Consider the following 26,152-nt stretch of genomic DNA (forward strand, 5'->3'; position numbering starts at 1 on the left):
GCGATGACTCAGAATCAGACGCAGGCTCCAGGTTCAAGCCGGCCTCCTCGAATCGCGTTGACCACTTATCTTCAAAACGCGAAATGGGGGATTTGGGACGCGCGGGCAGCGGTACTGCCGGCAACGTATTTGGAAGCCGTGGTGGCGGCAGGCGGCACCCCTCTCCTGCTGCCGCCCATCGGCACCGACACTTCCGTCCTTGACCTCGTGGATGGCCTCATTGTGGTGGGAGGCGCCGACGTCGACCCCGGAAATTACGACGCCGAGCCCCACCCGAGCACACGCAGCCAGCCCGAGCGGGACGAGCACGATATCTCGTTGACGCTGGCGGCCTTGGAGAAGGGCATTCCGCTCTTCGCGATCTGCCGCGGCGCGCAAATCCTCAACGTGGCCCTGGGCGGAAACCTCATCCAGCACGTGCCGGACGTGCTGCCCGAGGCGAACTACCAACCTGCTCCCGGAGTCTACGGGGAGGTTGAGTTCGATACTCGGCCGGGCAGCATCAGCGCGCAACTACTAGGTGAAAAGGCATCGGCGCCGGTCTATCACCACCAGATTCTTGACCGGGTTGCTGAAGGCCTTTGCGTCACCGCGCGTGCGGCGGACGGGACGGTCGAGGCCGTCGAATCGACCCAAGGAAGTTGGGCGTTGGGTGTTCAGTTTCATCCTGAACAAAATCGTTCCGACGTGCGGCTCTTCGAAGGATTCATTGAGGCTGCCAGAAGGTACCGGGACGGGGAACTCTACGCTGAGCGCCTCAACCCATCGACGGAATTCACAGCGACAGAAAAGAGCTGGGCGTGAGTGCCACAACTTTTGACATCATCAATCCGGCCACAGAAGAGTTCCTTCAAACTGTTGACCTGGCATCCCTCGCCGAAACGGACGCGCTGATTGCCCGCGCGGCCGCTGCCTTCGAGACCTGGCGGAACGTGTCGCCGTCGGACCGTGCTCTGCTCCTGCGCCGGTTCGCGGCCGCCGTCGACGCCGATCTGGAGAACCTCGCGCAACTGGAAGTCCGCAACGCGGGGCATACGATCGGCAACGCCCGCTGGGAAGCGGGCAATGCGCGCGACGTCATCAGCTACTACTCGGCGGCCCCCGAGCGGCATTTCGGGCGGCAGATCCCCGTTGCCGGAGGCCTCGATGTGACGTTCCACGAGCCATTGGGCGTTGTCGGCATTATTGTGCCGTGGAACTTTCCGATGCCGATCGCGGCGTGGGGCTTCGCTCCGGCGCTCGCGGCGGGCAACACGGTGGTACTCAAGCCCGCGGAACTTACGCCGCTCACCGCGATGAGGCTGGGTGAGCTGGCGCGCGAGGCCGGCCTGCCCGATGGCGTGCTGACTATCATCCCCGGGAAGGGCTCCGTTGTGGGGGCGCGCTTCGTGACCCACCCTGCGGTGCGAAAGGTCGTCTTTACCGGGTCCACCGGGGTCGGCAAGCGGATCATGGCCGGTTGTGCCGACCAGGTGAAGCGCGTGACGCTCGAGTTGGGCGGCAAGAGCGCGAACATCGTGTTCGCCGATGCCGACCTTGAGGCCGCTGCTGCGGCCGCTCCCGGCGGCGCGTTCGACAACGCCGGCCAGGACTGCTGCGCCAGATCCCGGATCCTGGTGGAAAAATCGGCCTACGACAGCTTCTTGGAGCTTCTCGAGCCCGCCGTTCGGGCTGTCAAAGTCGGCGACCCGGCGGATGAAAGTACCGTCATGGGGCCCTTGATTTCCGCCCGGCAAAGGGAAACCGTCGCAGGCTTTGTGCCGTCGGGAGCGCCCATAGCCTTCCAAGGCGACGTGCCCGAGGGGCCGGGATTCTGGTTCCCGCCCACGGTCCTGGCTCCCGATTCCTTCGACGACCCGGCGGTGCGTGAGGAGATCTTCGGACCGGTCGTCGTCGTCGTTCCTTTCAACGACGAGGCGGACGCGGTACGGATTGCCAATGACACCGAATACGGCCTCTCCGGATCGATATGGACCCAAGACATTGGCCGGGCCTTGCGCGTGGCCCGCGGGGTGGAAGCCGGAAACCTCTCGGTGAACTCCCACTCTTCAGTCCGGTATTCGACGCCGTTCGGCGGCTTCAAGCAATCGGGCCTGGGCCGCGAACTGGGTCCCGATGCCCTCGATTCCTTCAGCGACGTAAAGAACGTCTTCATCGCGCACTGAACCCACCAACTTTGGAAGCCCCATGATTCAAGGAGAGATCACCATGACCGAATTCATTTCACACCGACTCAAGGACCGCACTGCCGTTATCACGGGCGGCGGCAGCGGGATCGGCCTGGCCACGGCAAAGCGTTTTGCCTCGGAGGGTGCCAACGTGGTCATCGCCGATATCGATCCGGCAGCCGGAGAAGCAGCCGCGGCCGCCGTCGATGGCATCTTCGTGAAGGTCAACGTCACAGACGAGCAGGAAGTCATCGACCTCTTCGCCGCTGCCAAGAGCCACTACGGCAGCGTCGATATCGCGTTCAACAACGCGGGCATTTCGCCGCCGGACGATGCATCCATCCTCGACACCGGAATCGACGCCTGGCGCCGGGTCCAGGAGGTCAACCTGACGAGCGTCTACTACTGCTGCAAATACGCGCTGCCTTACATGTTGGAGCAGGGCAAGGGCTCGATCATCAACACCGCGTCCTTCGTGGCCGTGATGGGTGCGGCGACCTCGCAGATCTCCTACAGCGCGTCCAAAGGCGGCGTGCTGGCCATGACCCGTGAGCTCGGCGTCGAATTCGCGCGCAAGGGGGTGCGAATCAACGCGCTGTGCCCGGGACCGGTCAACACTCCGCTGCTGAAGGAACTCTTCGCCTCCGATCCGGAGCGGGCCGCGCGGCGCTTGGTCCACGTGCCCTTGGGCCGCTTCGCCGAGCCCGAGGAACTGGCCGCTGCGGTCGCCTTCCTGGCGAGCGACGACGCCTCGTTCATTACCGCTTCGACCTTCATGGTTGACGGCGGAATCTCCGGAGCCTACGTCACGCCGATCGACTAGCGGAAGCTTCCAGGTCGGTTCCCCACTCCAGTGGTGGGTGGGGAACCGATGGGTTAGCTGCCCCGGTACGTGGAGAACGCGAAGGGGCTGAGCAGGAGCGGCACGTGGTAGTGCTCACCGGCGTCGGACACCGTGAAGCTCAAGTCCACCTCCGGGAAAAAGGTGTCAACGCCTTGTGCCTTGTAATACGGACCGGTCGCGAAGTTCAAGCGGTAACTGCCGCCGTCGACCCTCTCAGGGCCAAGGTCCTTGATCCGGCCGTCCGCGTCCGTGGTGCCGCTAGCTACGTGGCGCCAGTTGTCGCCGTCCCGCACGGAGAGAACGACGGCGACGCCGGCCGCCGGGCGCCCGGAACCGGTGTCCAGGATGTGGGTGGTGATCTGGGAAACACTCATTTGCTGGGCTCTCCTTCGCTGCTCCCGCTGTCTTCGCTGATCACGCCGGCAAGACGCAGCAGGGCGATTTCGCGCAATTGTCCGGCCACGATCAGGTCTTCTTCTTCCGCGGTATGGGTCAGGCGCTCGTGGAGGGAGGCCAGGATGTCGTTGGCTGTCCGTCCTGCTGCCCGGATGAGGAAGACGCGGCCGAACTTGGCCTCGTACTCTCGGTTGCCTTCGGCCAAAGCGGTGACGACTCCGTCATCGCCGGGGTCGACGCCCGCCTGTTCGGAGCGGGACATCGCGGCTTCGGTGGTCTGCGCCTTGGGTCGTTCGCCGATCCGCGGGTGATGGGCCATCGCGGCCGCCACTTCGTCCGACGTGAACGGCTCGGCGGTTTCCCGGGCGAAATCGAGCAAGGAGTCCAAGCCGCTGAACGGACGCGCATCTGCGACGTGCTCCACCCAACGCTGGATGTCGAGGCATGGGCGGAGGACGTCGATGGCGTCCGCACGGTCCACACTGTTGAATACTTCAAGCTGCATGCTTGTTCATTCCTCGTGCGAGTGCTGGCATCCATGGTGTTGGCTATGCGGAACTCCGGCGATTCCTGCCGGATGGACCTGCGCGCCTCCGCACTCCAGGCCTTCCACATCATGGAACTGTTATTTCAGCATACGTAATAGTGAATCCAATGACAGCCGTGGTGTCAAGAGAATACCGCACCCCGGTCCTCCCTCCTTCCCGCTTTGGCCTCTCTGCGACGCTCGCTCACTTATGCCGCCGTTTCCCGAAACGCTCGCTCACCTTCGGTGGGTTCTACCGAAACGCTCGCTCACCTTCGGTGGGTTCTACCGAAACGCTCGCTCACCTTCGTCGCCTGGTGGACAATGTCAGCAACGAGCCAAAGGAGTTCCGTCATGCCAGAGGTCCTGACTTCCCGGTATCTGTTCGGGCCGGGTCCCAGCAATTGCTATCCGGAAGTGACGGCCGCATTGGCGTATCCGGTGATCGGGCACCTGGATCCCGTGTTCATCGAGCGACTGGACCGGACATGCGCGGGGCTTCGGACGGTGTGGGGGACCCGGAATGCCCGCACCCTGCCGTTGAGTGCCACTGGTTCCGGCGGCATGGAGGCTGCCTTTGTTAATACAGTGTCCGACGGCGACGTGGCAGTAATTGCCGTCAACGGGCTTTTCGGGGAGCGCATGTGTGAGGTCGCCCGGCGGTGCGGTGCCACGGTGGTCCGCGTCGACCATGAATGGGGCCAACCGGTGGATGCGGAGCGGGTCCTCGCCGCGCACCCCCATCCCAAGGTGATTGCCGCTGTCCATGCCGAAACCTCCACGGGTGTCCTGTCCGACGTCGCGCCCCTTGGCGCCGGCAAAGGTGACGCGCTATTGATCGTGGACGCGGTGACGTCCATCGGCGGACTGGAACTCCTGGCCGACGACTGGGGGATCGACGTCGGGTATGCCGGGACGCAGAAGTGTTTGGGAGCGCCCCCTGGCTTGTCCCCGTTCACAGTGTCCGAGCGCGCTTTCGAGCGACGCGTCAGGGAGCCGCGTTCGTGGTACCTGGATATCGGCCTTCTGGGTGGGTATGTTGGCGCGGCGAGTGGCAGCCGAACGTATCACCACACGGCGCCAGTGACCATGATCGCGGGGCTAGAGGCGGGACTTGACCGCATCTTGGCCGAGGGGCTCGCGGCTGTTCAAGCGCGGCACCGTGCCGCCGGGGCCGAGTTGCGCGACGGCCTCGAAGCGATGGGGCTCGAGCTGTTTGCCGCGGAGGGCTCGCGATTGCCGAGCCTCACCACGGTCAAAGTGCCCGACGGCGTGGACTCGGCCGCCGTCCGCGCCTACCTTTTGGAGAACTTCAGTATGGAAATCGGCTCCGGTGCGGGTGCGTTTACGTCGACCGTTTGGCGGATCGGCATGATGGGTCCGAATGCCAACAGGGCGTCGGTGAAGCTCGTGCTTGGCGCGCTTGAAGAAGCGATCGCGAAGGCCTGACCCTCGCTCACATATCGACGCTCATGCCGTGACGCCCGCTCACATATGAAGGCCAATTCCGAAATGCCCGCTCACTCCTGGCCGAAAATAGAGAGTCCTCCTGCAGATCATGATCTGCAGGAGGACTCTCTATTTGGCCTCATAGGTGAGCGAGCGTCGACCCGGGAGTCGTCATAGGTGAGCGAGCGTCGACCCGGGAGTCGTCATAGGTGAGCGAGCGTCGACCCGGACGGCCTTGTTTGTGAGCGGGCGTCACGCCGGACAGCCCGATATGTGAGCGGGCGTTACAGGCCGAGTTCGGCCTTCAGGGCTGCTACGTGGCCCTGGGCCTTGACTTGGTACTGGGTGAGCTTGACCTTGCCTTCGCCGTCGAGCACTACGGTGGAGCGGACCAGTCCGTCTACCACTTCGCCGTTCACGAGCTTCTCGCCCCAGGCGCCGTAGGCCAGCGCTACTGCGTGGTCTTCGTCGGAGAGGAGCGGGAAGGTCAGGGAGAAGTCGCCAGCGAAGTGTGCGATCTTTTCCGGGGCGTCGGGGGAGATGCCCAGGACTTCGTAGCCGGAGGACTGCAGGCTGGAAAGGCTGTCGCGGAAGTCGCAGGCTTCGGTGGTGCAGCCGGGGGTGGCGGCTTCCGGGTAGAAGTACACGATGACGTTGCGTCCGCGGTAATCGGACAGAGAAACTTTCTGGCCTTCGGAGTTAAGCAGCGCGAAATCGGGGGCCTGGGTTCCGGCGAGGAGTTTCTGGGTCATGTTGCGATCCTTGACTTGTCGGGCAACCGCCGTGGCCGGCGATCAATCTAATGGTGTAACGGGCTGCCTAGATGCAGTATTCCGCAGGTCCGCGGACGGTGGAGCCTGGTCCGGGCACGAACTGGTAGCCGCCTCCACGCACCGTGGCGATGACATGGCGGGCTGAGCCCAGCTTGCGCCGGACGCGTCCAACATACACGTCGATCGACCGAAATGCCGCGCCGGGACAGTCAAGTGACTCCAAAAAGCGTTGCAATTCTTCACGTGGGATGGGGCGGGACAGGTTTTCCACGAGGTAGCGGAGGAGGCTGTGTTCCATCGCGGTGAAGCTGACAGGCACACCGTCGAGGAGGATGGTATTCGCGGCCAGGTCTACTGCCACGGTGCTGCGTCGTCCGGCCAGGGAGACCGGCGACGGAGCGGTTGCGCGGTTTTCGGCGTCGGGCACTTCCGACGCCGAACCGCCGTCGGACGCTGCCGCACCGTCGGACGAGCCGGAAGAATCACCGGACGTTGCAGCTCCGGCGGCGGGCCAAAGGAGGACTTCCGCCCCCGGAGCAAGTTTGCGGGCCCGGGCCAGGACCGCTTCAGCGGCCCGGGCCCAAACCTCGGGATCGATCTCGCGGCCTTCGCCGGGCTGTACCCACACGGCGAGTCCGCGCGGGTGCATCCCGGGCCGAACCAGACCGGGCCGAAGCGCGGAAGGCCGGGGGGCGGGCTGGTGCCGCGAGGCGTTGAGCCGTGCGGGCAGTTGCCCGTACGGGGCATGGACGTTGACGGCCATGGCTTGGCCTTACACGCCGCCGCGGCGAATCAGCTTGCCGCTGGGCGTCCGGCCGTCGATCTCGCTGCCGCGCAGGTACGTTTTGCGTACGACGCCGGAGAGCGCCTTGCCGTCGTACGGCGTGATCGGGTTCTTGTGCTTGAGCTTCTTGACGTCGACGACGAACGCGTCGTCGGGCGCGAAGATGGAGAAATCAGCGTCGTACCCGAGCGCCAGCTGGCCTTTATTGTGCAGGCGGGCCAAGGCGGCAGGCTTCTCGGACATCCAGGAAACCACCTGCTCCAGGGTGATGCCGCGGTGCCGGGCTTCGGTCCAGATCAGAGAGAGCCCCAGCTGCAACGAGGAGACCCCGCCCCAGGCCACGGCGAAGTCGCCGTTTTCCAGGTCCTTCAGGTCAAGCGTCGAGGGCGAGTGGTCCGAGACGATGCAGTCGATGGTGCCGTCCTGTAGGCCCTGCCAGAGCAGCTCGCGGTTGGAGGCCTCGCGGATGGGCGGGCAGCACTTGTACGCGGTGGCGCCGTCGGGGATCTCCTCGGCCATGAGGGTGAGGTAGTGCGGGCAGGTCTCAACGGTGAGGTGCACGCCGTCGCGCTTTGCCGAAGCGATCATGGGCAGCGCGTCAGACGACGAGAGGTGCAGGATGTGGGCGCGCGCGCCGGTCCAGCGGGCGCGTTCGATCACCTCGGCGATGGCCTTGTTCTCGGCGCCGCGGGGGCGGGAGGCAAGGAATGTGGAGTAGTGTGCGCCGCCGGGGTGGGGTGCGTGGTCGATCGCGTGGGAGTCCTCGGCGTGGACGATCATGAGGGAGTCGAAGGACTTGAGCTCCGCCATGTCCTCTTCCATCTCGTCCGCGTCCAGGTGCGGGAACTCGTCCACACCGGAGTGGAGCAGGAAGCACTTGAAGCCGAAGATGCCCTCGTCATGCAGCGGGCGGAGGTCCTTCTTGTTGCCCGGGATGGCGCCGCCCCAGAATCCGACGTCCACGAACGCCTGGTCCTCGGCAACTTCGCGCTTGAGCTTCAGGCCTTCCACGTTGGTGGTGGGCGGGATGGAGTTCAGCGGCATGTCGATGATGGTGGTGACGCCGCCGGCTGCCGCAGCGCGCGTGGCGGAGGCGAAGCCTTCCCATTCGGTGCGGCCGGGCTCGTTGACGTGAACGTGGGTGTCAACGAGGCCGGGGATGAGGGTTTCGTCGTCGCCCAGCTCGATGATTTCGGTGCCCTGCAGGCCGTTGCCCAAAGGCTCGATAGCGACGATCACGCCGTTGCGGACGCCGACTTCGCGAGCGGTGATACCGGCGGTGGTGAGAATGCGCTGGCCGCGGATGACCAGGTCAAACGGGCCGTGTGCCGTGGTGGTTTCTTCAGACATGGAGTTGCTCCTTGGTCTCGGTTCGCGCTGCGTCTTGGGTGGATACCGCTTTTTCAGAGAGGCGCACGCCGATGTGCTTACCCAATTCTTCAAGCAGCGGCCCTGCTTCAGCTATACATTTCTCTACATTGGATTCGAGCTCGGTCAATGCGTGGACTGACTCGAAACCGGACTCCGAAAGTTGTTCCGGGCTCAGCGTACTGCGGCCGCAGACGGCAATCACAGGGATCCCCGAACGCGCCGCCGCCCGCGCCACGCCCATCGGCGTTTTGCCGAGCAGGCTTTGTTCGTCGAGGCTGCCTTCGCCGGTGATCACCAGGTCCGCGCCGGCCAACCGCTGCTCGAGTTCAGTGAATTCGAGCACGACGTCGATGCCCGGCCTGCGTGCCGCGCCCAGCGCCGCGATGGCGATGTAGCCGACGCCGCCTGCCGCACCAGCGCCTGGAGCCTGTGCGGCGTCCTGGGCTTCGGAGCCGATCTCGTTGGCGAGGACCTGGACGAAGTGGGTCAGAGCCGCGTCGAGCGAGGCGACATCGTCCGGCGTCGCGCCCTTCTGCGGTCCGAAGATCGCGGCGGCGCCGGTGCGGCCCAAAAGGGGATTGTCGACGTCGGACGCCAGGACGAACTCGGTGACCTCCAAGCGGACGTCGAGGTTCGAGAAGTCGATCCGGTCCAGGCGGGCCAGGGCCGCGCCGCCGCCGGGGAGTTCGTTCCCTTCGGCGTCGAGTAGGACGGCGCCGAGGCCTTGCAGGACGCCGGCGCCGCCGTCGGTGTTGGCACTCCCGCCGACGCCGAGGATGATGTGCCGGCAGCCGAGGTCCAGGGCGGCGCGGATGAGTTCGCCCGTGCCCAGGCTTGTGGAGCTCTTGGCCGTTTCGGTAGACGGGGCGCTGCCGTCGCCGAAGCCCGGCAGCACCGCAAGCCCGGAGGCCGCAGCCATTTCAATGACGGCTTCCTCGCCGCGGACGGCGAACTCGGCCGTGATCGGCTGGCCCGTGGGTCCGGTGACCGTCGTGCTGCGGCGGGTGAAGCCGGAGCCGACGGCGGCGTCGAGAGTCCCCTCGCCGCCGTCGGCCACTGGAATGAGCGTGGTTTCAAAGCCCTCGGCTGGCAAACTCGCCGCTGCGCTGCCAGCGGCAAAACCTGCCCGCAATCCGGCGCTCAAGCGGCTGGCGACCTCGGGAGCTGACAGCGATCCCTTGAACTTGTCCGGGGCTATGACCACACGCATTCCGTACCTCCTTCAGTACTTACTAGTCCAGTATCGAGATGATCGAAGTGGGGGCGTCCGCCCCGCGCTCGGCCAGATCTTCGAACTCGTTCACACCGTTGATTTCAACGCCCATGGAGATGTTGGTGACCTTTTCAAGGATCACTTCAACCACCACGGGAACCTTGAACTCGCCCATGAGCGCCTTGGCCTTGTCGAAGGCGGCAGGCAGGTCGGACGGGTTTTCCACGCGGATGGCCTTGCAGCCCAGGCCTTCGGCGACCTTGACGTGGTCCACGCCGTAGCCGTTTGTTTCCGGGGAGTTGATGTTCTCGAACGCCAGGGACACGTTCTGTTCCATGTTGAAGCCGCGCTGCGATTGGCGGATCAGGCCCAGGTACGAGTTGTTCACCACAACGTGGATGTACGGCAGGTTGAACTGTGCGCCCACGGCCAGCTCTTCGATCATGAACTGGAAGTCGTAGTCACCGGACAGGGCAACAACGGTCTCGTCCGGCTTGCCGCGAACGACGCCGAGGGCGGCCGGGGCGGTCCAGCCCAGGGGGCCTGCCTGGCCGGCGTTGATCCACTTGCGCGGGCCGAACACGTGCAGCAGCTGCGCACCGGCGATCTGCGAAAGGCCGATGGTGGACACATACGTGGTGTCCTTGCCGAAGGCCTTGTTCATCTCTTCGTACACGCGCTGCGGCTTGATCGGCACGTTCTCGAAGTGGGTCTTGCGCTGCAGCGATCCCTTGCGGGCGGTGCACTCGGCGACCCAAGCGGAGTAGTCCGGCAGGGACTTCGCTGCCTGGCGCTCGCGGGCCAGCTCGATCAGCCCGTCCAGCGCCGCACCGGCGTCGGACGCGATACCGAAGTCGGGCGAGAACACGCGGCCGATCTGCGTGGGCTCGATGTCGATGTGCACGAACTTGCGGCCCGCGGTGTACGTGTCCAGGCCGCCGGTGTGGCGGTTGGCCCAGCGGTTGCCGATGCCGATCACGAAGTCCGAGGCCAGCATGGTCTCGTTGCCGTAGCGGTGCGAGGTCTGCAGGCCCACCATGCCGGCCATCAGCACGTGGTCGTCCGGGATGGTGCCCCAGCCCATCAGGGTGGGGATGACCGGAACGTTCAGCAGTTCGGCCAACTCAACCAGCTGCGCGGAGGCACCGGCGTTGATGATGCCGCCACCGGCGACGATCAGCGGGCGCTCAGCCGCGGTGAGCATGTCCAGCGCCTTTTCCAGCTGCTTGCGGCTGGCCTTCGGCTTTTCGACGACGATGGGCTCGTAGGCGTCGATGTCGAACTCGATCTCGGCCATCTGCACGTCGAACGGCAGGTCCAGCAGGACCGGGCCCGGACGGCCTGAGCGCATCAACTGGAAAGCCTTCTGGAAGGCGCCCGGAACCTGGCCCGGTTCCAGGATGGTCATGGCCATCTTGGTGACCGGCTTGGCGATGGACTCGATGTCCACGGCCTGGAAGTCTTCCTTGTGCAGCTTGGCAACGGGGGCCTGGCCGGTGATGCAGAGCATGGGGATGGAATCTGCCCAGGCTGCGTACAGGCCGGTGATCATGTCCGTTCCTGCAGGGCCCGAGGTGCCGATGCAGATACCGATGTTTCCGTCCGCCGCACGGGAGTAGCCGTCAGCCATGTGGCTGGCGCCTTCAACGTGGCGGGCCAGGGTGTGGCGGATGCCGCCGTGTGCCCGCATCGCGGAATAGAAGGGGTTGATTGCCGCGCCTGGCAGGCCGAACGCCTCGATGGCGCCTTCCTTTGCCAAGATGGCGACGGCTGCGTCTACAGTGCGCATCTTCGTCATGGTGTGCTCCTTGAAAAGTCTGTTTTTGCCCGCTTCGGGCGGATTTTTGGGTGTGTCTGGGGGAGCCGGCGTCGGAAATGCCCGACGCCGGCTGCTGGTTTTCGCTTGTTTCCGCCCTTTGGGGCGGGCGGCTTACTTGCGGCCGCTGAGCTGAAGAACCTGCTTGAAGAGGCCGGAGTGGTCGAGTCCGCCGTCGCCCTGGTTGACAGTGGCGGCGACGAGCTGTGCGACGACGGCGCCGAGCGGGATTGCGACGTTGGCTTCGCGGGCTGCGGAGGTGACGATGCCGAGGTCCTTGTGGTGGAGGGCCAGGCGGAAGCCGGGGTCGAAGTTGCGGTCGAGCATCTTCTGGCCCTTCTGGTCGAGGACCTTGGAGCCGGCCAAGCCGCCGCCGAGGACCTTGAGGGCTGCGTCCGTGTCCACGCCGTAGGCCTCAAGGAAGGCGATAGCCTCGCCGAGGACCTCGATGTTGACGGCCACGATCAGCTGGTTGGCTGCCTTGACGGTCTGGCCGGAGCCGGAGGGGCCGACGTGGACGATGGTCTTGCCGACGGCGTTGAGGACATCCAGTGCTGCTTCGAAGTCGTCTGCGTCGCCGCCGACCATGATGGAGAGGACGGCGTCGATGGCACCCTGTTCGCCACCGGAAACCGGGGCGTCGAGCGGGCGGATGCCGGCGGCGACGGCGTCTGCTGAGAGGCGGGCCGCGACGTCCGGGCGGATGCTGCTTGCGTCGATCCAGAGGGTGCCCTTCTTCGCGTTGGCGAAGACGCCGTCCGGGCCGCTGACGACACCTTCGACGTCGGGGGAGTCCGGCACCATGGTGATGACGACGTCGGCGTCCTTGACGGCGTCGGCGATGCTCGTGGCACCCTTGCCGCCTTCGGAGACGAGCTTGTCGATCTTGTCCTGGCTACGGTTGAAACCGGTGACGGAGTGGCCGGCCTTGACCAGGTTGATGGCCATGGGGAGGCCCATGATTCCGAGTCCGATAACTGCAACGTTGCTCATGATTTTCCTTACTGAAGTCTTTGTTTTAGCTCAAGTGTGCTGGACCCAACTAGCTCGCAGTTGATGTCGTTTTGAGGGCTCTAAACGACATCAACTGCTACTCAGTTGGGCTGTGGGGTTCGCTAGTGGGAGGTGGCGCGCTGGCGGATGGCCCAGCTGAAGGCCGTTTCCTGCGGTTCCTTGTATTCGAGGCCGATGTAGCCTTCGTAGCCGAGTTCGCGGCTGCGGGCGATCCATTCGCCGAGGGGAAGCTCGCCGGTTCCGGGAGCCCCGCGGCCGGGGTTGTCGGCGATCTGGATGTGGCCGAAGTCCTTGGCATGGTTTTCGATGACGGCTGCGACGTCGTCCCCGTTGACTGCCAGGTGGTAGAAGTCGGCGAGGAGCTTGACGTTCGTGGCGCCGGATTCTTCCTTGACGCGGGCGATCACCTTGAGGGCGTCGGCGGCCTTGAGAAGCGGGTACTTGGGGGCGCCGCTGACCGGTTCAAGGAGGACGGTGCCGCCGATGCGTGCGACGCCTTCCGCGGCACTGGCCAGGTTCTCGGCGCCGATGGCGTCCTGCTTCTCGGCCGATTCGCCGTCCACGCGGTTGCCGTAGAGCGCGTTGAATGCCTTGCAACCGAGCCGCTCGCCGATGCCTGCGACGACGTCGATGTTGTCCAGGAATTCGGAGGAGCGGGCGGGCCAGGAAACCAGGCCGCGGTCACCGCCGGGCATGTTGCCGGCGTTGAAGTTCAGGCCAGTGAGCTGAACGCCAGCGTCCTTGATGGCGTTCTCGAACTCGGTGACCTGGGCGTCTGACGGGACGGAAGTCTCAAAGGGCCACCAGAATTCGACGGCGTCAAAGCCGGCGGCCTTCGCGGCTGCGGGGCGCTCGAGCAGGGGCAGCTCCGTCAGGAGGATGGAGCAGTTCACTGTGTACGTCATCGTAGGTGTCCTTCCGGGGGAGGGCTTGGGATCCTCTTCCACTTGGCTTGTTCTCTTGGACTAGTTCGCCTTGGCGAGTTTCCGCTTTGTGGAATTTAGATTCTGCTTTATGAAAAGTTTAGGGAAGGAGGGGGTGGGAGTCAAGGGGGTGTCTTGCGGGGAGGGGGTTTGGGATACCAGGTGGGGCGGTTGGGTGCGGTGGGAGGGGGGTGGATGCGAAGTCCACTCTGGCCTCGCCGCCCGATGCGGACATCTCTCTACGTGTTCAGCCTCGATTTACACGGAGAAGCGCCACCGACCACACGGAGATTGCCCGATTCCACACTGAAATTTGGGTCTCCCAGCACTGAGTTTCCTCTTTTCTACACTGAGACGGCTTTTTCGCCCTTAGCCTTCCCGTATGGGTTTCGATTTCAAATCGGAACCACAGATGGATTGGGGGGTTCGTGGAAAATCGCATCTTGATTGCTCGGGACGTCCCATCGGCAACACCCGCCCGTGGCCCGCTTGCGAGCATCCTGGGCCCCCTGCGATCAGAGCTGCGGTGTGCCCCTGCGCAAGGGGTTATTACCGGTGGCGGCGGTCTTCGGAATGGATCGAAATGCTCTATTACCTAGGCGAACTCCTGACGGCTATGGACGCAACTCCGGGCCGACGCTGGTTCAACCTAGCAAGTGCGGTGCTCACCGTTGTGATATTCGGTGCACTCGCCAGAGCAGGCGTGTCGAGCTGGGTTATCGTCCCCGCGGTTTGCATTGAATTCTTATGCCATGGAGCCCTTGTTGCCGTCTGGGCCCGAAAAGACGCTTTCGATGCGTACAAACAAAGCGAACGCGCATGCGAACCCTAGTTATCCCTGTCGCCCCAGCGGTCGTAGCTAACTCCCCCAGAAAGGTTCCGAAAATGATCTTTTCATCAGCTATCCGCAGAACGGCCACTGCGCTCGTGCTCACGTGTGTCGCTGGCAGCACTATTGTCGGGCTCCTTCACGAACCGAAGACACCGCCTCTTGCCTGGACCTCCATAGCTATTGGCGCGGTTGCCCTGGTCCTAGTGCTCACGACAAGGCGAAGTCCGAAGCGCGATGCTGGTCTGTTCGCGATCAGCGGGATGGGTAGTGGCGTTTTCACGGGAGCGGCGACCGTTGGCTTCCCCGGGTCGATTCCGATATGGCTTTGGACAATCGGCGCGATCTGTCTTGGAACCATGTCTCTCGTCGTCGATGCTGAGGCCTCCGAAAACAAATCCGTCAGTAGTCTCTAGGTGCCGGCCATGGGAAGGCTATTCGTTCTCGCGCTGGGGTCGGTGGTGGTCCTGTTCGTGGAGCGCCTGATCTGGGGCCGAGAGCGGGCACCTCCGTACTTGAGCAAAGGACTCGTGTACCGCGACCCCGGTCTCGTTCCGTGCGATCGGCTCGGGGTGGAGAACATGTTCGATATTCATGTCTGACCAGAAACGCGGTCGGAATTCAAAGGCCGACCGGTAATTGAGAATGGGGAATCGAATGAAAATGGTTAGGAATGCAAGGAAGGTAGTTGCGGTAGGTGCGCTGACAGCGCTCATGGCAATTGGGGTCGCGTCGGGAGCGCAGGCCACTAGCGCATCGGGCACGGCGTATTTCGATAACGGGCAGCCGATCACGGCAAATATGTGGATTCAGCCGGTATCAAATGGCGGTTGTGGGAGTTTTTCCTCGTCGGCTGTGATGAACGTATCACCCAATTGGATTCGCAATACGACATCGTTCTATCAGTACGGTGTTGGGTCCATCAGCATCAAGGGTGTCAATGTATCGGGATCCGGAACCAGTAATCCGGCGACACTTCAGTGGACCAACAGTAACGGTGCTCGTGGATCATATCTGAGTGGCACAGTCTGCATGGGTTGGGGAGCGTTCTACTTGGGTGCGGATGTGGCGGCCACCGCTTACTATTACGGCAATTTGCGCACTGCCTCCGCGCGCGTATGACTAAGAGATCGGCACTGCAGAAATGAAAAGAAGCCTAGGTATATGCCGTCAAAAGTTGCAGAACATACGAAACGCCAAACTGTTTTCGGTGCTAATCGTGGCTATGCTTTTCCTGCCTGCCTGCAGTGCCGATCTCTCCGCACCCGCTAACGATGTGTCTGCCATACAAGGGGACTTGAAGAAGCTCGAGGGAACCAACGGCCTCATAAGGATGCCCGAGGGGGAGGGCCAAGAGCGTGGAGATCTGTACACTACGGCAGTGTACTCCGAGGACCTTGGGACCTACCTGCTGGCCGCGGACAGCGCCAACAGGACTGTCCGTGAAGCGCTCAGCGAGCAGTCCACAGTCGACCTGCCGACGCTATGGTCGGCGCTTAAGCTGATTAGGACTGCCGGCGCGGCTGTGCCTGCCGAATTAGAGGAGAAATTGGCCAGTGCCTCGATGACTCCGACGCAACAGGATGTAGGCGCGGAAATCGCCGCGCTGTGGTTTTGGATCGATATCGGTAGGATGCAAGGCTGGTCCGCGATTGCTGCAAAGTCCTTTGGGGGAGAAGCGCTCGTACGGCTTGGCGCAATTGACGTCAACTCGATCGCGGAGAAGCCCTATCTTCTGTGGCGTCTCTTCGATTCCTATTCGGCTCTGCAAAAGGCGAAACCCAGTCAATTGGAACGAGCATTGAAGAACGTGGATTCCAGGAAGCTCCCTGGCGACTATGAGTCAACCCTTGACTTTCAAGCCGCTCTTGAAGTGAGAGCAACTCTTGGAAAGGATCTGGTCGTTCCAAATGACGCTAGAGAACATATCGTTAGGCTTCTGGATTCAAACCAGGTGCATGATGACGCGCTGATCGCCTCAATGCTGCGTTCCCTGGAATTGCTGAACGCTCAGACCGAGGCGCAACGACTTGTCAAGGACCGTATCGCACCCAGGGTTGACCAGACGACGGGACTTATCCGTTCATCGACTCTCGCCAAAGGCTCGGTCCACGGGACGTATCTTGCCGCAAGACTCCTCGACACTAACTTTCCAGAGGTCACGAGCGAAAGAACCAGAGACGAATTGGAACGGGTGTTGAAGGCACCTGGAACCGATCTGATCACCCAACTCAAGGCGCTTGTGGCGCTTAAGCGCTCCGGACCTTCATCCTGGGGGAGCTACGGTTCGATCATCGAGCAGGGAAGGGCAGCGCTTCCGGCTGCCGTGACATTCGCAAATCTCAGCGGGTACATCGACCTGGTGGATGTTCTGGTGCAGCTTGAGCCTAATGCCCGGTTGGCGCGACTGGAGACGTTCGACGCAGACCCCGGGGTTGAACATCTACTTTCCGGAGCGCTAATGGCGCTCTCCAACTCCATGTACTTCTCAAACAGCGAAGAAGTGAGATCAATGTTTCCGGCCGTCCAGTCCGCTCTCCCGCAGCTCATCGGTTCATCCAGAGGAAAGGGCCTGAACTACTTTCGGGCGTTGACCGCCATGACGAACGCAAGTCGGTCCGGACTTGGATCAAACGACTTCGACAAGGCGGCCGAGGAACTGCGGACTCTGAAAGGCTGTAAAGAATTCCCGTCTCTGTATCGGATGGAACCAGACAAAGCGTCACCATGCAGCCTCTCGATTTCAGCTGCCATGATCGCGGTCCCGGGTGCCTACGATTTCGGGGAGAACAAGTGACTTCGGTACTTCGTCTTGAGAACATCACCAAGTCTTTTTCAGATGAACGTGGGACCCGACAGTTGGTCCTTTCTGGAGTCAGCCTGAACGTCCAGGCAGGTGAAATCGTCTGGCTGCGAGGTGAATCGGGTTCGGGGAAGTCAACCATCCTGAATATCTCCGGACTTCTATCGACCCCCGATGCCGGCAAAGTGTGGATCAACGGTAACGACAGAACCGATGCATCGTCCCGGACGGCTAGTCGTGTCCGCTCGAGCGAAATTGGAATGGTGTTTCAGAGCAGCAACCTTCTTCCCGAACTTACGGCGCTGGAAAATGTTCTCCTTGCCAGCAGCAAGCCCATGACACGCGCAACGATTACGGAGCAGTTGGAACGCTTCGGTCTTGCGGCGGTCGCTGACCGGCAAGCGAAGAGGCTTTCCGGCGGCCAGCAACAAAGAGTCGCGTTTTGCCGCGCACTGATCAACGAACCATCGCTGCTACTAGCGGACGAACCAAGTTCGGGTCTTGACGCGCCAAACACTGAAGCCATCCTGGACGCCATGCGAAGGGGCGCCGACGGCGGGTGCGGTGTCCTCGTCGCTTCCCATGACGAAGTCTTCCAGCATGTGGCCCACCGTCAGCTTCCGATGAAGGAGTTGCTCCTTGAACAGAAATAGAGCCTTTGCTGCGAGGTCGGTGCGGCTTTCTCTCTCGAAATTGAGGCCACTCGCGGTCCTGATGAGTCTTGGCATCGCGGTATTCATATTCGCCGACAGCATCGTTGGGGCAGGCATAAGTTCATACTCAAACAAGATCAGCACCAACTCCGCACTGAATTATGTGGAGGTGACTTCAGTCGGTCCAGACTCAGCTCGCGAGATCACTGACGACTCGTTGTCCCGGTTCGACCAAATCGATCATGTGGTGGGATCCTTCGGCTGGGCACAAATTGACCTCGCCATAGAGGACCCAGCGAACTGGCCGTCACCGAACAACCCAGGCGCGTTCATGGGTACGCCATTCATCAGCGGCATCACCCCGAAAATACTGCTCGGCGATGTCTCCGAAGACGGCCCTGGGGAAGGCCAGATCCTGCTCCCCGACAAGGGTCAGGGCCAGAAATACACCGAGCTGCTCGGCAAGGAAATGAGCTTCGTGTATACGAAGGAAATCGGCCCCGGCAACGGCGAACCCGTTTCCATATCGCTCCGCGTCTCAGGTATCTATGACAACTCGTCGCCGCGTACGGATGGCGCACAAGCTGCCTACGTCTCCAGCAAGGTACTTCAGTCAACACTCGCCAATGCCCGGCCAGCCACCAAAACGCTGGTCTATCCCCGCGCATATGTGCGCGTTGACTCAGCGGAAGAAGTGGTCAACGTGCAAAACCAAGTCCGAGCCCTCGGGTACTCCGTGAACAGCGTAGCGGGCCAAATCCGGTCCCTGTCAGGCCTCTTCGCTCTTCTTGCCCTTGTCGGCTGGGTGATCGGTGGCTTCCTGATCATCTTTTGCCTCGGCGTCGGGGTGTCCGTTGGCGGCAGTTGGATCAAGCAGCGGGCCCGCGAAGTGGGTCTCCTTAAAGCCATCGGCTGGTCGGGGGCCTCGATAGCAGGGGTTTACATGGTCGAGTTGGCTGCAGTGGGCCTCATCATTGGCGTGACGGGGGCGCTCCTGGGAACTCTTTGCTCCGTCATAGGAACGGCGGTCTTCAACGGACTGCAGCTCGACCTCCTGCCGGTGACCGCATGGGCCATGCCCAACTGGCTGCTCGTGCTCGGAGCACTCCTCTGCGTTCCTTTGTTCTTGTGCCTTGGAGCCCTCGGCCACGTCGCAAGACTCGCCCGGCTCGACGCGGATTCCTCGCTGAGGGACCTGTAGATCCCCTAGTGCCCCAGACTCCGAGCAAACCGCCCCCGACCGCGTTTTCCGCGGTCGGGGGCGGTCCGAATACTTCGGTTTGGCGCGAAGTGTCCGCGACGTATTTGCCGGTCTTGAACCAGACGAAGCATGGAGTTCATGTCCTTGACCATAGGGACACCGAACTCGAAGCCAGGATCTCGTCCAGATCTGCCCGGAATATCTCACTGTCCACGCGCGGCAGGTGCCGGCGGCTGGCGATCAGTCGTTCTGTTTGGCGGCCGCGTCGGTGTACGGGCTGAAGCTCAGCCACCTCGTGGCCTTCGCGGGTAACGATCAGCGTTTCGCCACGAGCGACCCGCTCAAGCACTTCGTCGCCATGGTTCCTTAGCTCGCGCACCGTCACAGTTCCCACGCACCAAGTGTGTCATCGCTGATGCGGGGTTCGCCAGCAAACCTCGTTGTAAACGTGTCCATTCAAGTCGGCGCCGCCACCCAGCCGACAGCTGCTACAGGTAGCCCTTCACACTGGCGCGAAGAGCGTCAGCGTGTTCGTAGATGTCTTCAAGGGAGTCGATGGGAACACGCCGCTCCTCTTTGTGTTCGTCGAAGAGTCCGATGTACTTCTGTGTTCGGTTGAAATGCAGGCGTGCTATCGGCCTGCGGTTATTGTCATCCAGAAGTACGGCGAAGTACGACTTGGCATCGCGTTGGAAGACCCTTGAGGGCTTTACGTCGCTGCATACGATCGCCCGGACAATCTGGTAGCCCTCGATTTCTTCGAGTGTGGTCTCAATACCATCGGCCTCGGCGAGGTCGGATTCAACCACCGGCTCACTCGTCACCTCCGGAAGAATTGCCGAATCGTCGATCTGCGTAAAGGTCTGAGAGCCGAGGGCTTTCTTAAGACGTTCATTGGCCTGATCGTTGAGAAACTGCTTCGATGCCTTTTTGACTAGCGAAGTGAACTGCTCGCGCACACGCTGCGTATATGGGCCGGTGTACACCCGTGTGGTCAAGAACTTGACCCACTCGTCTTCAGGCTCGCGGAACTGGGCGGCCAGTGTCCGTTTTAGCTCGCCGATGTATTTCAGTTCGCCAGCTGCGTTAATGATCGAGTCAAGATCGAAGACATCTTTTGAGAGTTTCTGGAGTTCAGGCAGGAGCGAATCATCGATGTCATTGAGATCCAGCACCAAGAACGGCTTTTCGTCCATACGGTTCGGAGCATCGAGATCAGTGAAGAACTGATACACCTCGCCATTGGTGAGTATGGCAATCCGCGCATTTGTGACTGCAAAGTAGCGGAATAGTTGGGAAGCGTGTTCGATCCTTACCGGTCCAATGGACTTCTTGCACTCGATGAGGATCTGAATCTCGCCATCCTTCACGATGGCGTAGTCGATCTTCTCGCCTTTCTTGATTCCCACATCCGCTGTGAACTCCGGCACGACCTCAAGAGGGTTGAAAACGTCGTAGCCGAGGATCGTTGAGATGAACGGCATGACGAATGCGTTCTTCGTTGCTTCCTCGGTCTGAATAGCCTCGCGCTGCTGACGCACCTTTGCGGCAAGCGCCGAGAGCCGTTCTGCGAAATCCATGTGTCCCCCTTGACCAATCCGACATTGAGCCAACCGTAGACCCGCGGCAGCAAGAGATCACGGAAGTCGGGCGTGTCTGTTTACATGCCACCTAAGCGCCCAAGCCCCTCCCCAATCTCCCGCCCGATCCGCCGCAGCAGTTCCACCGAAAGCCCAGGATCCTTCGACGAGTCCAGATCCGTGTAGTCCGTCAGCGTGTAGACACGCGAGAGCGACATCTCGGGCCACCGCTCCCGCGGCAGCAACGAGCGGCCCGCGACGGCGATGATCGGCCGGGTGCCCGAGCGGCGCGCGACGGCGGCCGGCAGCTTTCCGGCGAGGGTCTGCTCGTCGATGCTGCCCTCGCCCGTGATGACGACGTCGCAGCCGTCCTTGCGGGTGTCGAAGTCCAGGAGGTCCAGGAAGTAGTCCGCCCCGGATACTTGGGAAGCGCCAAGCAACAGGCACGCAAAGCCGATCCCGCCGGCGCTTCCGGCGCCGGGATGCTCGGCAAGGGAAGCCGCATTCTCAAACCCGCCCGAAGTGAGCACAGAGACAAAGTGCGTCAGACCGGCGTCGAGCGCTGCAACATCCGCAAGCGATGCGCCCTTCTGCGGACCGAAAACCGCCGGCGCACCGTCCGGCCCGCAGAGCGGGTTATGCACATCGCTCGCGACAATCAGCTCCACACCAATCAGCCCAGGAGGCGCATCCACAGAATGCACACGGCCAAGGTTTCGCCCGTTGCCCTCCAAAGAATGGCCGGAAGCATCGAGGAAGCGGAAGCCCAGGGCCGTGAGCATGCCCATTCCTCCGTCGGTGCTCGCGCTTCCGCCCAGCGCCAGCACGATCCGCGCCGGCCTCAACGAAAGGGCAAAGAGAACAGACTCGCCAAAGCCTCGGCTCGACGCATCAAGCGGCAAGAGCCGCCCGTCCGGCAACAGTCCCAAACCGCACGTGTTCGCCACCTCCACAACAGCAGTGACGCCGTCGAACGCGATGCTCGCCTTGACGGGTTGTCCGGTCGGCCCCGGGACCACCAAAGCGTGGCGGGCGAACCCGGAGGCGACGGCGGCATCCACGCTGCCGTCACCTCCGTCCGCCAGCGGCAGCAGCTCACACTGCACCGCTCCGGCGGAACGGAGCCCTGTTGCCAGGGCGTCCGCCACCTCACCGGCGGTGAGGCTCCCTTTGAACTTGTCGGGCGCGATGAGGACGCCCATCGGGGCAGTTGCGTTGCTCATGTCAGATGGATTCCGAGTAGGCGGGACGGCGGTCGGCGGGCTGAAAAGGCTCGACGGCGGTAGCGGGCGCGGGAATTTCAACCGCCTGAATCGGCTCCACGACTTCGCCCGCGAAGACGCGGCGGACACGGTCGGCGTCGAGGGTGCGGTCCCACCAGGCGATGAACAGCGTCGCGACAGCGTTGCCAGTGAAGTTTACGAGGGCGCGGCATTCGGACATGAACTTGTCGATGCCGAAGATGAGCATGATGCCCGCGGCCGGGATGGTACCGATGGTGGCCAACGTTGCGGTGAGGGCGATGAAACCGCCGCCCGCGACGCCCGCAGCACCCTTGGACGTAAGCAGCATGACGGCGATGAGGCCCAACTGCTGGCCGATGCTCAGGTGCGTGTTGGTGGCCTGGGCGATATATACGGCGGCCAGGGAAAGGTAGATCGCGGCGCCGTCGAGGTTGAAGCTGTAGCCGGTGGGGACAACTAGCCCCACAGTCTCTTTCTTGACGCCGGCGTGCTCGAGTTTGCGCATCAGTCCCGGCAGTGCAGGTTCGGCGGTCGAGGTGCCCAGAATGATCAGGTATTCCTCTTTGAAGTGCCTGATCATCGTGAAGATGTTCAGCTTCAGGAACGCCATGATGGAGCCGAGGACGACCACCACAAAGAGGATCGAAGTGACGTAGAAGAGTGCGATCAGTCCGCCCATGCTGGTCAGGGAGGACACGCCGTACTTGCCGACCGCGAAGGCCATGGCGCCGAATGCACCCAGCGGCGCAGCCTTCATGATGAAGCCCAGGATCTTGAACATCACACCGGTGAGCCGCTGCACGCCGTCGAGCACGGGCGCGCCAAGCTTGCCCATCGCGTTCAACGCGATGCCGAAGACAACCGCGATGAAGATGATCTGGAGAATATCGCCCGCAATGAAGGGCTGGACGATGCTCGTGGGGATGATGTTGGTCAGGAACTGCCACCATTCCTGGTGTGCGCCGGCGTCGATGAGCTTGGCCGCGGCATCAGTGGTCTTGATGGTGCCGGCCGCGGCGTTGACGCCCTCGCCCAGCCGGAAGATGTTGATCGCGACAAGGCCGAACACGAGCGCACAAATGGTGCCGAGTTGGAAGTACGTGAGGGCCTTCAGGCCCGTCATCCCGACCTTCTTCAGGTCCGCTACGCTCGCGATCCCGCCGACGATGGTCAGGAAGACGATCGGGCCAATGAGCATCCTCATCGCATTGACGAACGTGGTCCCGATCGGTTCCATGGCGATGCCCGCGGTCGGCGCGAGCCAGCCGAGCAGGACGCCAATGAGAATGGCGGTCAGAACCCAGAAATACAGTTGCCGGTACCACGCTGTTTTGACGCGCCGGGTCTTGGGTGCCGGAGCTGCGCCGGCTTTGTTGATGTGTTCCATGATTCCTACCTCATTGTGGAATGTCTGTGGAGAAAGTTGGGGAGTAAGCGGCGTCCCGGAATCCCGGCGCGGGCTTGCGACCGTTGGGAGGGGAAACGCCGCGTACGACGGCGGCCGGCCGGCCGCCGTCGAACGTCACCGGACGTTATACGGCGGCGAGGCTGTGGCTGATTGTTTTGATGATCGCTTCGGTGACGTCGTCCGTGGTGGCTTCGCCGCCGACGTCGCGGGTCAAGAATCCGGCGGCTGTGGTCTGTTCGATGGCGGCCTCGACCAGGCGCGCTTCTTCGTGCAGGCCGAAGTGGTCCAGCATCAACGCGGCGCTGGCGATGGCCCCGATGGGGTTGCTGATGCCCTTGCCTGCGATGTCCGGTGCGGAACCGTGGACCGGCTCAAACATCGACGGGAAGCGGCGCTCCGGGTTCAGGTTGGCGCTCGCGGCGAGGCCAAGGCTGCCGGCGAGTGCGGAACCGAGGTCCGAGAGGATGTCGGCGTTCAGGTTGGACGCGACAACCACCGACAATTCCTCCGGGTGGAGGATGAACTTGGCGCTCATGGCGTCAACCAGGACGCTCTCGGTCCGGACGTCAGGGTAATCGAGGGCGACCCGGTTGAAGGTTTCGTCCCAGAGGACCATGCCGTACTGCTGGGCGTTCGACTTGGTGACGGACGAGACCTTCTTGACCGTGCGGGTCCGTGCGAGATCGAACGCGAAACGCATGATGCGCTCGCAGCCCTTCTCCGTGAACAGCGCGGTTTGCAGCGCAACTTCGTTGCCCGGGCCGCGACCGCTCAGGTTGCGTCCGCCAAGTCCGGCGTATTCGCCTTCGCTGTTTTCGCGGACAACGATCCAGTCGAGCTCGGTGTTGTCAGCCTTGCGGAGCGGGGACTCGATACCGGGGAGGAACTTGACCGGGCGGATGTTGGCCCACTGGTCGAAGTTCTGGGTGATGTTCAGGCGCAGGCCCCAGAGGCTGATGTGGTCCGGGACGTTTTCCCAGCCGACGGCTCCGAAGTAGATGGCGTCGAAGTCCTTGAGGGCGTCCAGGCCCTTGGGGTCCATCATCTGGCCGGTCTTCTCGTAGTAGCCGCAGCCCCACGGGAACTCGGTCCATTCAAAGGCGAACTTGCCGTTGGAGTTCGCGGCCAGGGCGTCCAGGACGCGGCGGCCTGCGGAGACAACTTCCTTTCCGACGCCGTCCGCCGGGATGGATGCGATGCTGAATTTCTGGGTGGCGCTCATGCCTACCTCCTCGTTGAGTTTGTTAGCAGAGTCACACTGCCTTCCTCTTCAAGTAGACGGGCGGCGGGTAGGTGGCGTCCAAGACTTAGTTTCGATACGGCTGATAGGTAGCGCCTATCTTTTCTTTGCAGTCGAGCGCGCTAATCTTCGGTGTGCTCCGCAGCGACCTGCAAGAACGCCTTGGCCGCGGGAGTGAGGTTGTCCTTGCGGCTGAGCACCGCGACGTCCAGGTGGCTCACTGGTTCGATGAGCATTGTGCGCAGGCCGGCTTTGTGCGCGGTAGGAGCCCACGACGACGGCATCACCGCGTGCCCGACGCCCGCCAAAACGAGGGGCAAGATGGAGGTCCGGTGGGCGACTTCGACGACGATCTCCACCTGTACGCCGTGCGCCAGCGCATCATCCACGAGCCAACGCATGAGGGAGCCTCGCTGGCTCGCAATGATGCGCTGTCCCCCGAGATCCTCACGTTGGATGGCCGATTGCTCGGCGCCGAAGGTGTCGGCCTGCGGGTTGACGATCAGGATGAGCGGTTGTTTTTCGAGTTCGAGGACCTCGACGCCGGGGACCAAGATGGGCGTAGGCGAGCCGGCCAGCCCGATTTCGGAGCTGCCGTTCCGGACCGATTCGATCACTTCTTCGGGCGTGAAGGCAGCACTGACGTTGAGCCGGACTGCGGGGTAGACCTTGGTGAAGGCGGCGATCATAGACGTCAGCGGCTCGATGCCCGGCGAAGGCATAGTGATGATGTCGAGCCGGCCGCTCCTGATGCCTCGGAGTGACTGAACAACTGATTGTGCGGCGTCGAGGTCCCGCATGACGAGTCTGGCCGGCCCGACCAATTCCTTGCCGGCTTCGCTGAGGACCGCCCTGCGGCCGATGCGGTGGAACAGCGGAACGCCGACTTCCTTCTCGAGGCTCGCGATGGTTTGGGAAAGCGACGGTTGTGCGATCAGCAGATGCTCGGCGGCGCGGTTGAACCCGTCATGGTCGACGACGGCGAGGAAGTACTTTAGTTTTCGCGTGTCCACTATGCGGCTCCTTGGCTGGACTTCCGAATCGATCGATAGCCTACGCCTATCAGTGGCCCTGGCGACTGCCGGGCTGTCTGGTGCCCTTCGCTGGCCCACCCCAAAAAACCGGGCCCCTTCCCAAGATTTTTCGCCCGGGCGTGGTTCTCGGGCCTAATAATGTCGTAGGTCCCTGCGAGGCTTTTCTTATGGACGGCAATCGGGGAACCCCGCTGATCGGGACGGGCGCGCCGTCGGGCGGCGCGGGTCCGGAGGCTGCTGGCCCGTGCCTCCGGGTGCGCGAGTTGATCGATGCCGTGAGATCGCTTCGCCCGGCCGCTGCCTTTGCGCCGGTCGGCGGCACCGAACTGGCCGACCCCGCAGAGCTGATCGACCAGTTGCGTGCCCTGGAGGATCTGAAGTCCGCGGCCGCCGCCGCGCAAGCCCGGATTGCCGTGGCGTTCGATGCCGCCCAGCGCAGCGCCGACGCGGCGGCAGGTGTTCCGGCCGACGAACGCGGCCGCGGCGTCGCGGCGCAGATCGCCCTTGCCCGGCGGGAGTCGCCCGCCCGCGGATCCCGGCTCTCCGGACTGGCGAAGGCGCTCGTCACCGAAATGCCGCACACCCTCGCCGCCCTGAACACCGGACAGCTCAACGAATGGCGCTCGACGCTGTTGGTGAAGGAAACGGCCTGCCTGTCCGCCGAGGACCGGTGCGCCGTGGACGAGGAACTCGCCGCCGACACCGGAACCTTCGACGGCGCCGGAGACAAGGCCATCATCGCCGCGGCGCGGGCCGCGGCCTACCGGCGCGACCCCCGCTCCGTCACGCAACGCTCGGCCCGTGCCGCCGAGGAACGTCACGTGTCCCTGCGCCCGGCCCCGGACACCATGACCTACCTGACCGCCCTGCTTCCCGTCGCCCA

At 62.9% G+C, this 26,152-nt stretch carries 24 protein-coding genes; 9 read left to right on the plus strand and 15 right to left on the minus strand.

The window, feature by feature from the left end; genetic code table 11:
* Nucleotides 1-3 precede the first annotated feature (3 nt).
* The 3 genes from QRN51_RS22270 to QRN51_RS22280 are packed head-to-tail and all read left to right on the plus strand — an operon-like array spanning nt 4 to nt 2,991.
* On the plus strand, nt 4-804 hold the full coding sequence (locus QRN51_RS22270; RefSeq protein WP_284991921.1) for a gamma-glutamyl-gamma-aminobutyrate hydrolase family protein: 801 nt from the start codon (nt 4-6) through the stop codon (nt 802-804).
* Complete coding sequence (locus QRN51_RS22275; RefSeq protein ID WP_284991922.1) at nt 801-2,165, plus strand: aldehyde dehydrogenase family protein; 1,365 nt, start codon at nt 801-803, stop codon at nt 2,163-2,165. The genes QRN51_RS22270 and QRN51_RS22275 overlap by 4 nt, the downstream gene beginning before the upstream one ends.
* A 43-nt stretch (nt 2,166-2,208) precedes the next feature.
* A complete protein-coding gene (locus QRN51_RS22280; RefSeq protein ID WP_171983479.1) occupies nt 2,209-2,991 on the plus strand; it encodes a 3-oxoacyl-ACP reductase in 783 nt (260 codons plus the stop codon).
* A gap of 53 nt (nt 2,992-3,044) precedes the next feature.
* Here QRN51_RS22280 and uraH read toward each other — a convergent pair whose 3' ends face one another.
* Together uraH and uraD are read right to left on the minus strand one after the other, a co-directional pair.
* Nucleotides 3,045-3,386 carry a hydroxyisourate hydrolase gene (gene uraH, locus QRN51_RS22285; protein ID WP_265979873.1) on the minus strand — a complete coding sequence of 114 codons (342 nt, stop codon included), beginning with the start codon at nt 3,384-3,386 and terminating at the stop codon, nt 3,045-3,047.
* Complete coding sequence (gene uraD / locus QRN51_RS22290; protein ID WP_284991923.1) at nt 3,383-3,913, minus strand: 2-oxo-4-hydroxy-4-carboxy-5-ureidoimidazoline decarboxylase; 531 nt, start codon at nt 3,911-3,913, stop codon at nt 3,383-3,385. The genes uraH and uraD overlap by 4 nt, the downstream gene beginning before the upstream one ends.
* Before the next feature lie 375 nt (nt 3,914-4,288).
* Between uraD and QRN51_RS22295 the strand changes: the two genes are divergently transcribed.
* Entirely contained in the window at nt 4,289-5,383 is a 1,095-nt protein-coding gene (locus tag QRN51_RS22295) for a pyridoxal-phosphate-dependent aminotransferase family protein (RefSeq protein WP_284991924.1), read from the plus strand.
* Between the two features lie 284 nt (nt 5,384-5,667).
* Here QRN51_RS22295 and bcp read toward each other — a convergent pair whose 3' ends face one another.
* The 7 genes from bcp to QRN51_RS22330 form a co-directional block, all read right to left on the minus strand.
* A complete protein-coding gene (gene bcp, locus QRN51_RS22300) occupies nt 5,668-6,135 on the minus strand; it encodes a thioredoxin-dependent thiol peroxidase (RefSeq protein WP_284991925.1) in 468 nt (155 codons plus the stop codon).
* 67 nt (nt 6,136-6,202) lie between these two features.
* Nucleotides 6,203-6,919, minus strand: a complete 717-nt coding sequence (locus QRN51_RS22305; protein ID WP_284991926.1) for a winged helix-turn-helix domain-containing protein — start codon at nt 6,917-6,919, stop codon at nt 6,203-6,205.
* A gap of 9 nt (nt 6,920-6,928) precedes the next feature.
* Nucleotides 6,929-8,290, minus strand: a complete 1,362-nt coding sequence (gene allB / locus QRN51_RS22310) for an allantoinase AllB (RefSeq protein ID WP_284991927.1) — start codon at nt 8,288-8,290, stop codon at nt 6,929-6,931.
* The gene (locus QRN51_RS22315; protein ID WP_284991928.1) at nt 8,283-9,521 is read right to left on the minus strand and encodes a glycerate kinase; all 1,239 of its coding nucleotides are present in this window, start codon (nt 9,519-9,521) and stop codon (nt 8,283-8,285) included. Before QRN51_RS22315 ends, allB begins: the two co-directional genes overlap by 8 nt.
* A 22-nt stretch (nt 9,522-9,543) precedes the next feature.
* On the minus strand, nt 9,544-11,322 hold the full coding sequence (gcl, locus tag QRN51_RS22320) for a glyoxylate carboligase (RefSeq protein WP_284991929.1): 1,779 nt from the start codon (nt 11,320-11,322) through the stop codon (nt 9,544-9,546).
* Nucleotides 11,323-11,454: 132 nt separating this feature from the next.
* Nucleotides 11,455-12,333, minus strand: coding sequence for a 2-hydroxy-3-oxopropionate reductase (locus tag QRN51_RS22325; RefSeq protein ID WP_284991930.1), 879 nt, complete (start codon nt 12,331-12,333; stop codon nt 11,455-11,457).
* A 122-nt stretch (nt 12,334-12,455) separates the two neighbouring features.
* Nucleotides 12,456-13,259: a hydroxypyruvate isomerase family protein gene (locus QRN51_RS22330; RefSeq protein ID WP_284752973.1), complete on the minus strand. Its 804-nt coding sequence runs from the start codon at nt 13,257-13,259 to the stop codon at nt 12,456-12,458.
* Nucleotides 13,260-14,531: 1,272 nt separating this feature from the next.
* Here QRN51_RS22330 and QRN51_RS22335 point away from each other — a divergent pair.
* The 4 genes from QRN51_RS22335 (at nt 14,532) to QRN51_RS22350 (ending at nt 18,763) form a co-directional block, all read left to right on the plus strand.
* Nucleotides 14,532-14,708: a hypothetical protein gene (locus QRN51_RS22335; protein WP_284991931.1), complete on the plus strand. Its 177-nt coding sequence runs from the start codon at nt 14,532-14,534 to the stop codon at nt 14,706-14,708.
* A gap of 695 nt (nt 14,709-15,403) precedes the next feature.
* Nucleotides 15,404-16,903: a hypothetical protein gene (locus tag QRN51_RS22340; protein ID WP_284991932.1), complete on the plus strand. Its 1,500-nt coding sequence runs from the start codon at nt 15,404-15,406 to the stop codon at nt 16,901-16,903.
* The gene (locus tag QRN51_RS22345) at nt 16,834-17,562 is read left to right on the plus strand and encodes an ABC transporter ATP-binding protein (protein ID WP_284991933.1); all 729 of its coding nucleotides are present in this window, start codon (nt 16,834-16,836) and stop codon (nt 17,560-17,562) included. The genes QRN51_RS22340 and QRN51_RS22345 overlap by 70 nt, the downstream gene beginning before the upstream one ends.
* Before the next feature lie 331 nt (nt 17,563-17,893).
* The gene (locus QRN51_RS22350) at nt 17,894-18,763 is read left to right on the plus strand and encodes an ABC transporter permease (protein ID WP_284991934.1); all 870 of its coding nucleotides are present in this window, start codon (nt 17,894-17,896) and stop codon (nt 18,761-18,763) included.
* A 136-nt stretch (nt 18,764-18,899) separates the two neighbouring features.
* Here the strand turns inward: QRN51_RS22350 and QRN51_RS22355 are convergent, their stop codons facing one another.
* From QRN51_RS22355 to QRN51_RS22380, 6 genes are all read right to left on the minus strand, one after another.
* Entirely contained in the window at nt 18,900-19,157 is a 258-nt protein-coding gene (locus tag QRN51_RS22355) for a type II toxin-antitoxin system Phd/YefM family antitoxin (RefSeq protein WP_284991935.1), read from the minus strand.
* 94 nt (nt 19,158-19,251) lie between these two features.
* Nucleotides 19,252-20,343, minus strand: coding sequence for a type I restriction endonuclease (locus QRN51_RS22360; RefSeq protein WP_284991936.1), 1,092 nt, complete (start codon nt 20,341-20,343; stop codon nt 19,252-19,254).
* A gap of 80 nt (nt 20,344-20,423) precedes the next feature.
* Nucleotides 20,424-21,566: a glycerate kinase gene (locus tag QRN51_RS22365; RefSeq protein WP_284991937.1), complete on the minus strand. Its 1,143-nt coding sequence runs from the start codon at nt 21,564-21,566 to the stop codon at nt 20,424-20,426.
* Between the two features lies 1 nt (nt 21,567).
* A complete protein-coding gene (gene dctA, locus QRN51_RS22370; RefSeq protein ID WP_284991938.1) occupies nt 21,568-22,974 on the minus strand; it encodes a C4-dicarboxylate transporter DctA in 1,407 nt (468 codons plus the stop codon).
* 145 nt (nt 22,975-23,119) lie between these two features.
* The gene (locus tag QRN51_RS22375; RefSeq protein WP_284991939.1) at nt 23,120-24,217 is read right to left on the minus strand and encodes a tartrate dehydrogenase; all 1,098 of its coding nucleotides are present in this window, start codon (nt 24,215-24,217) and stop codon (nt 23,120-23,122) included.
* Between the two features lie 140 nt (nt 24,218-24,357).
* A complete protein-coding gene (locus QRN51_RS22380) occupies nt 24,358-25,248 on the minus strand; it encodes a LysR family transcriptional regulator (RefSeq protein WP_284991940.1) in 891 nt (296 codons plus the stop codon).
* 188 nt (nt 25,249-25,436) lie between these two features.
* On the opposite strand from QRN51_RS22380, the gene QRN51_RS22385 reads away from it, so the two are divergent.
* Nucleotides 25,437-26,152: 13E12 repeat family protein (locus QRN51_RS22385; RefSeq protein ID WP_284991941.1), on the plus strand; the 716-nt coding region annotated here is incomplete at its 3' end.

The sequence above is a fragment of the Arthrobacter sp. efr-133-TYG-120 genome (genome assembly GCF_030209785.1).
Lineage (GTDB): Bacteria > Actinomycetota > Actinomycetes > Actinomycetales > Micrococcaceae > Arthrobacter.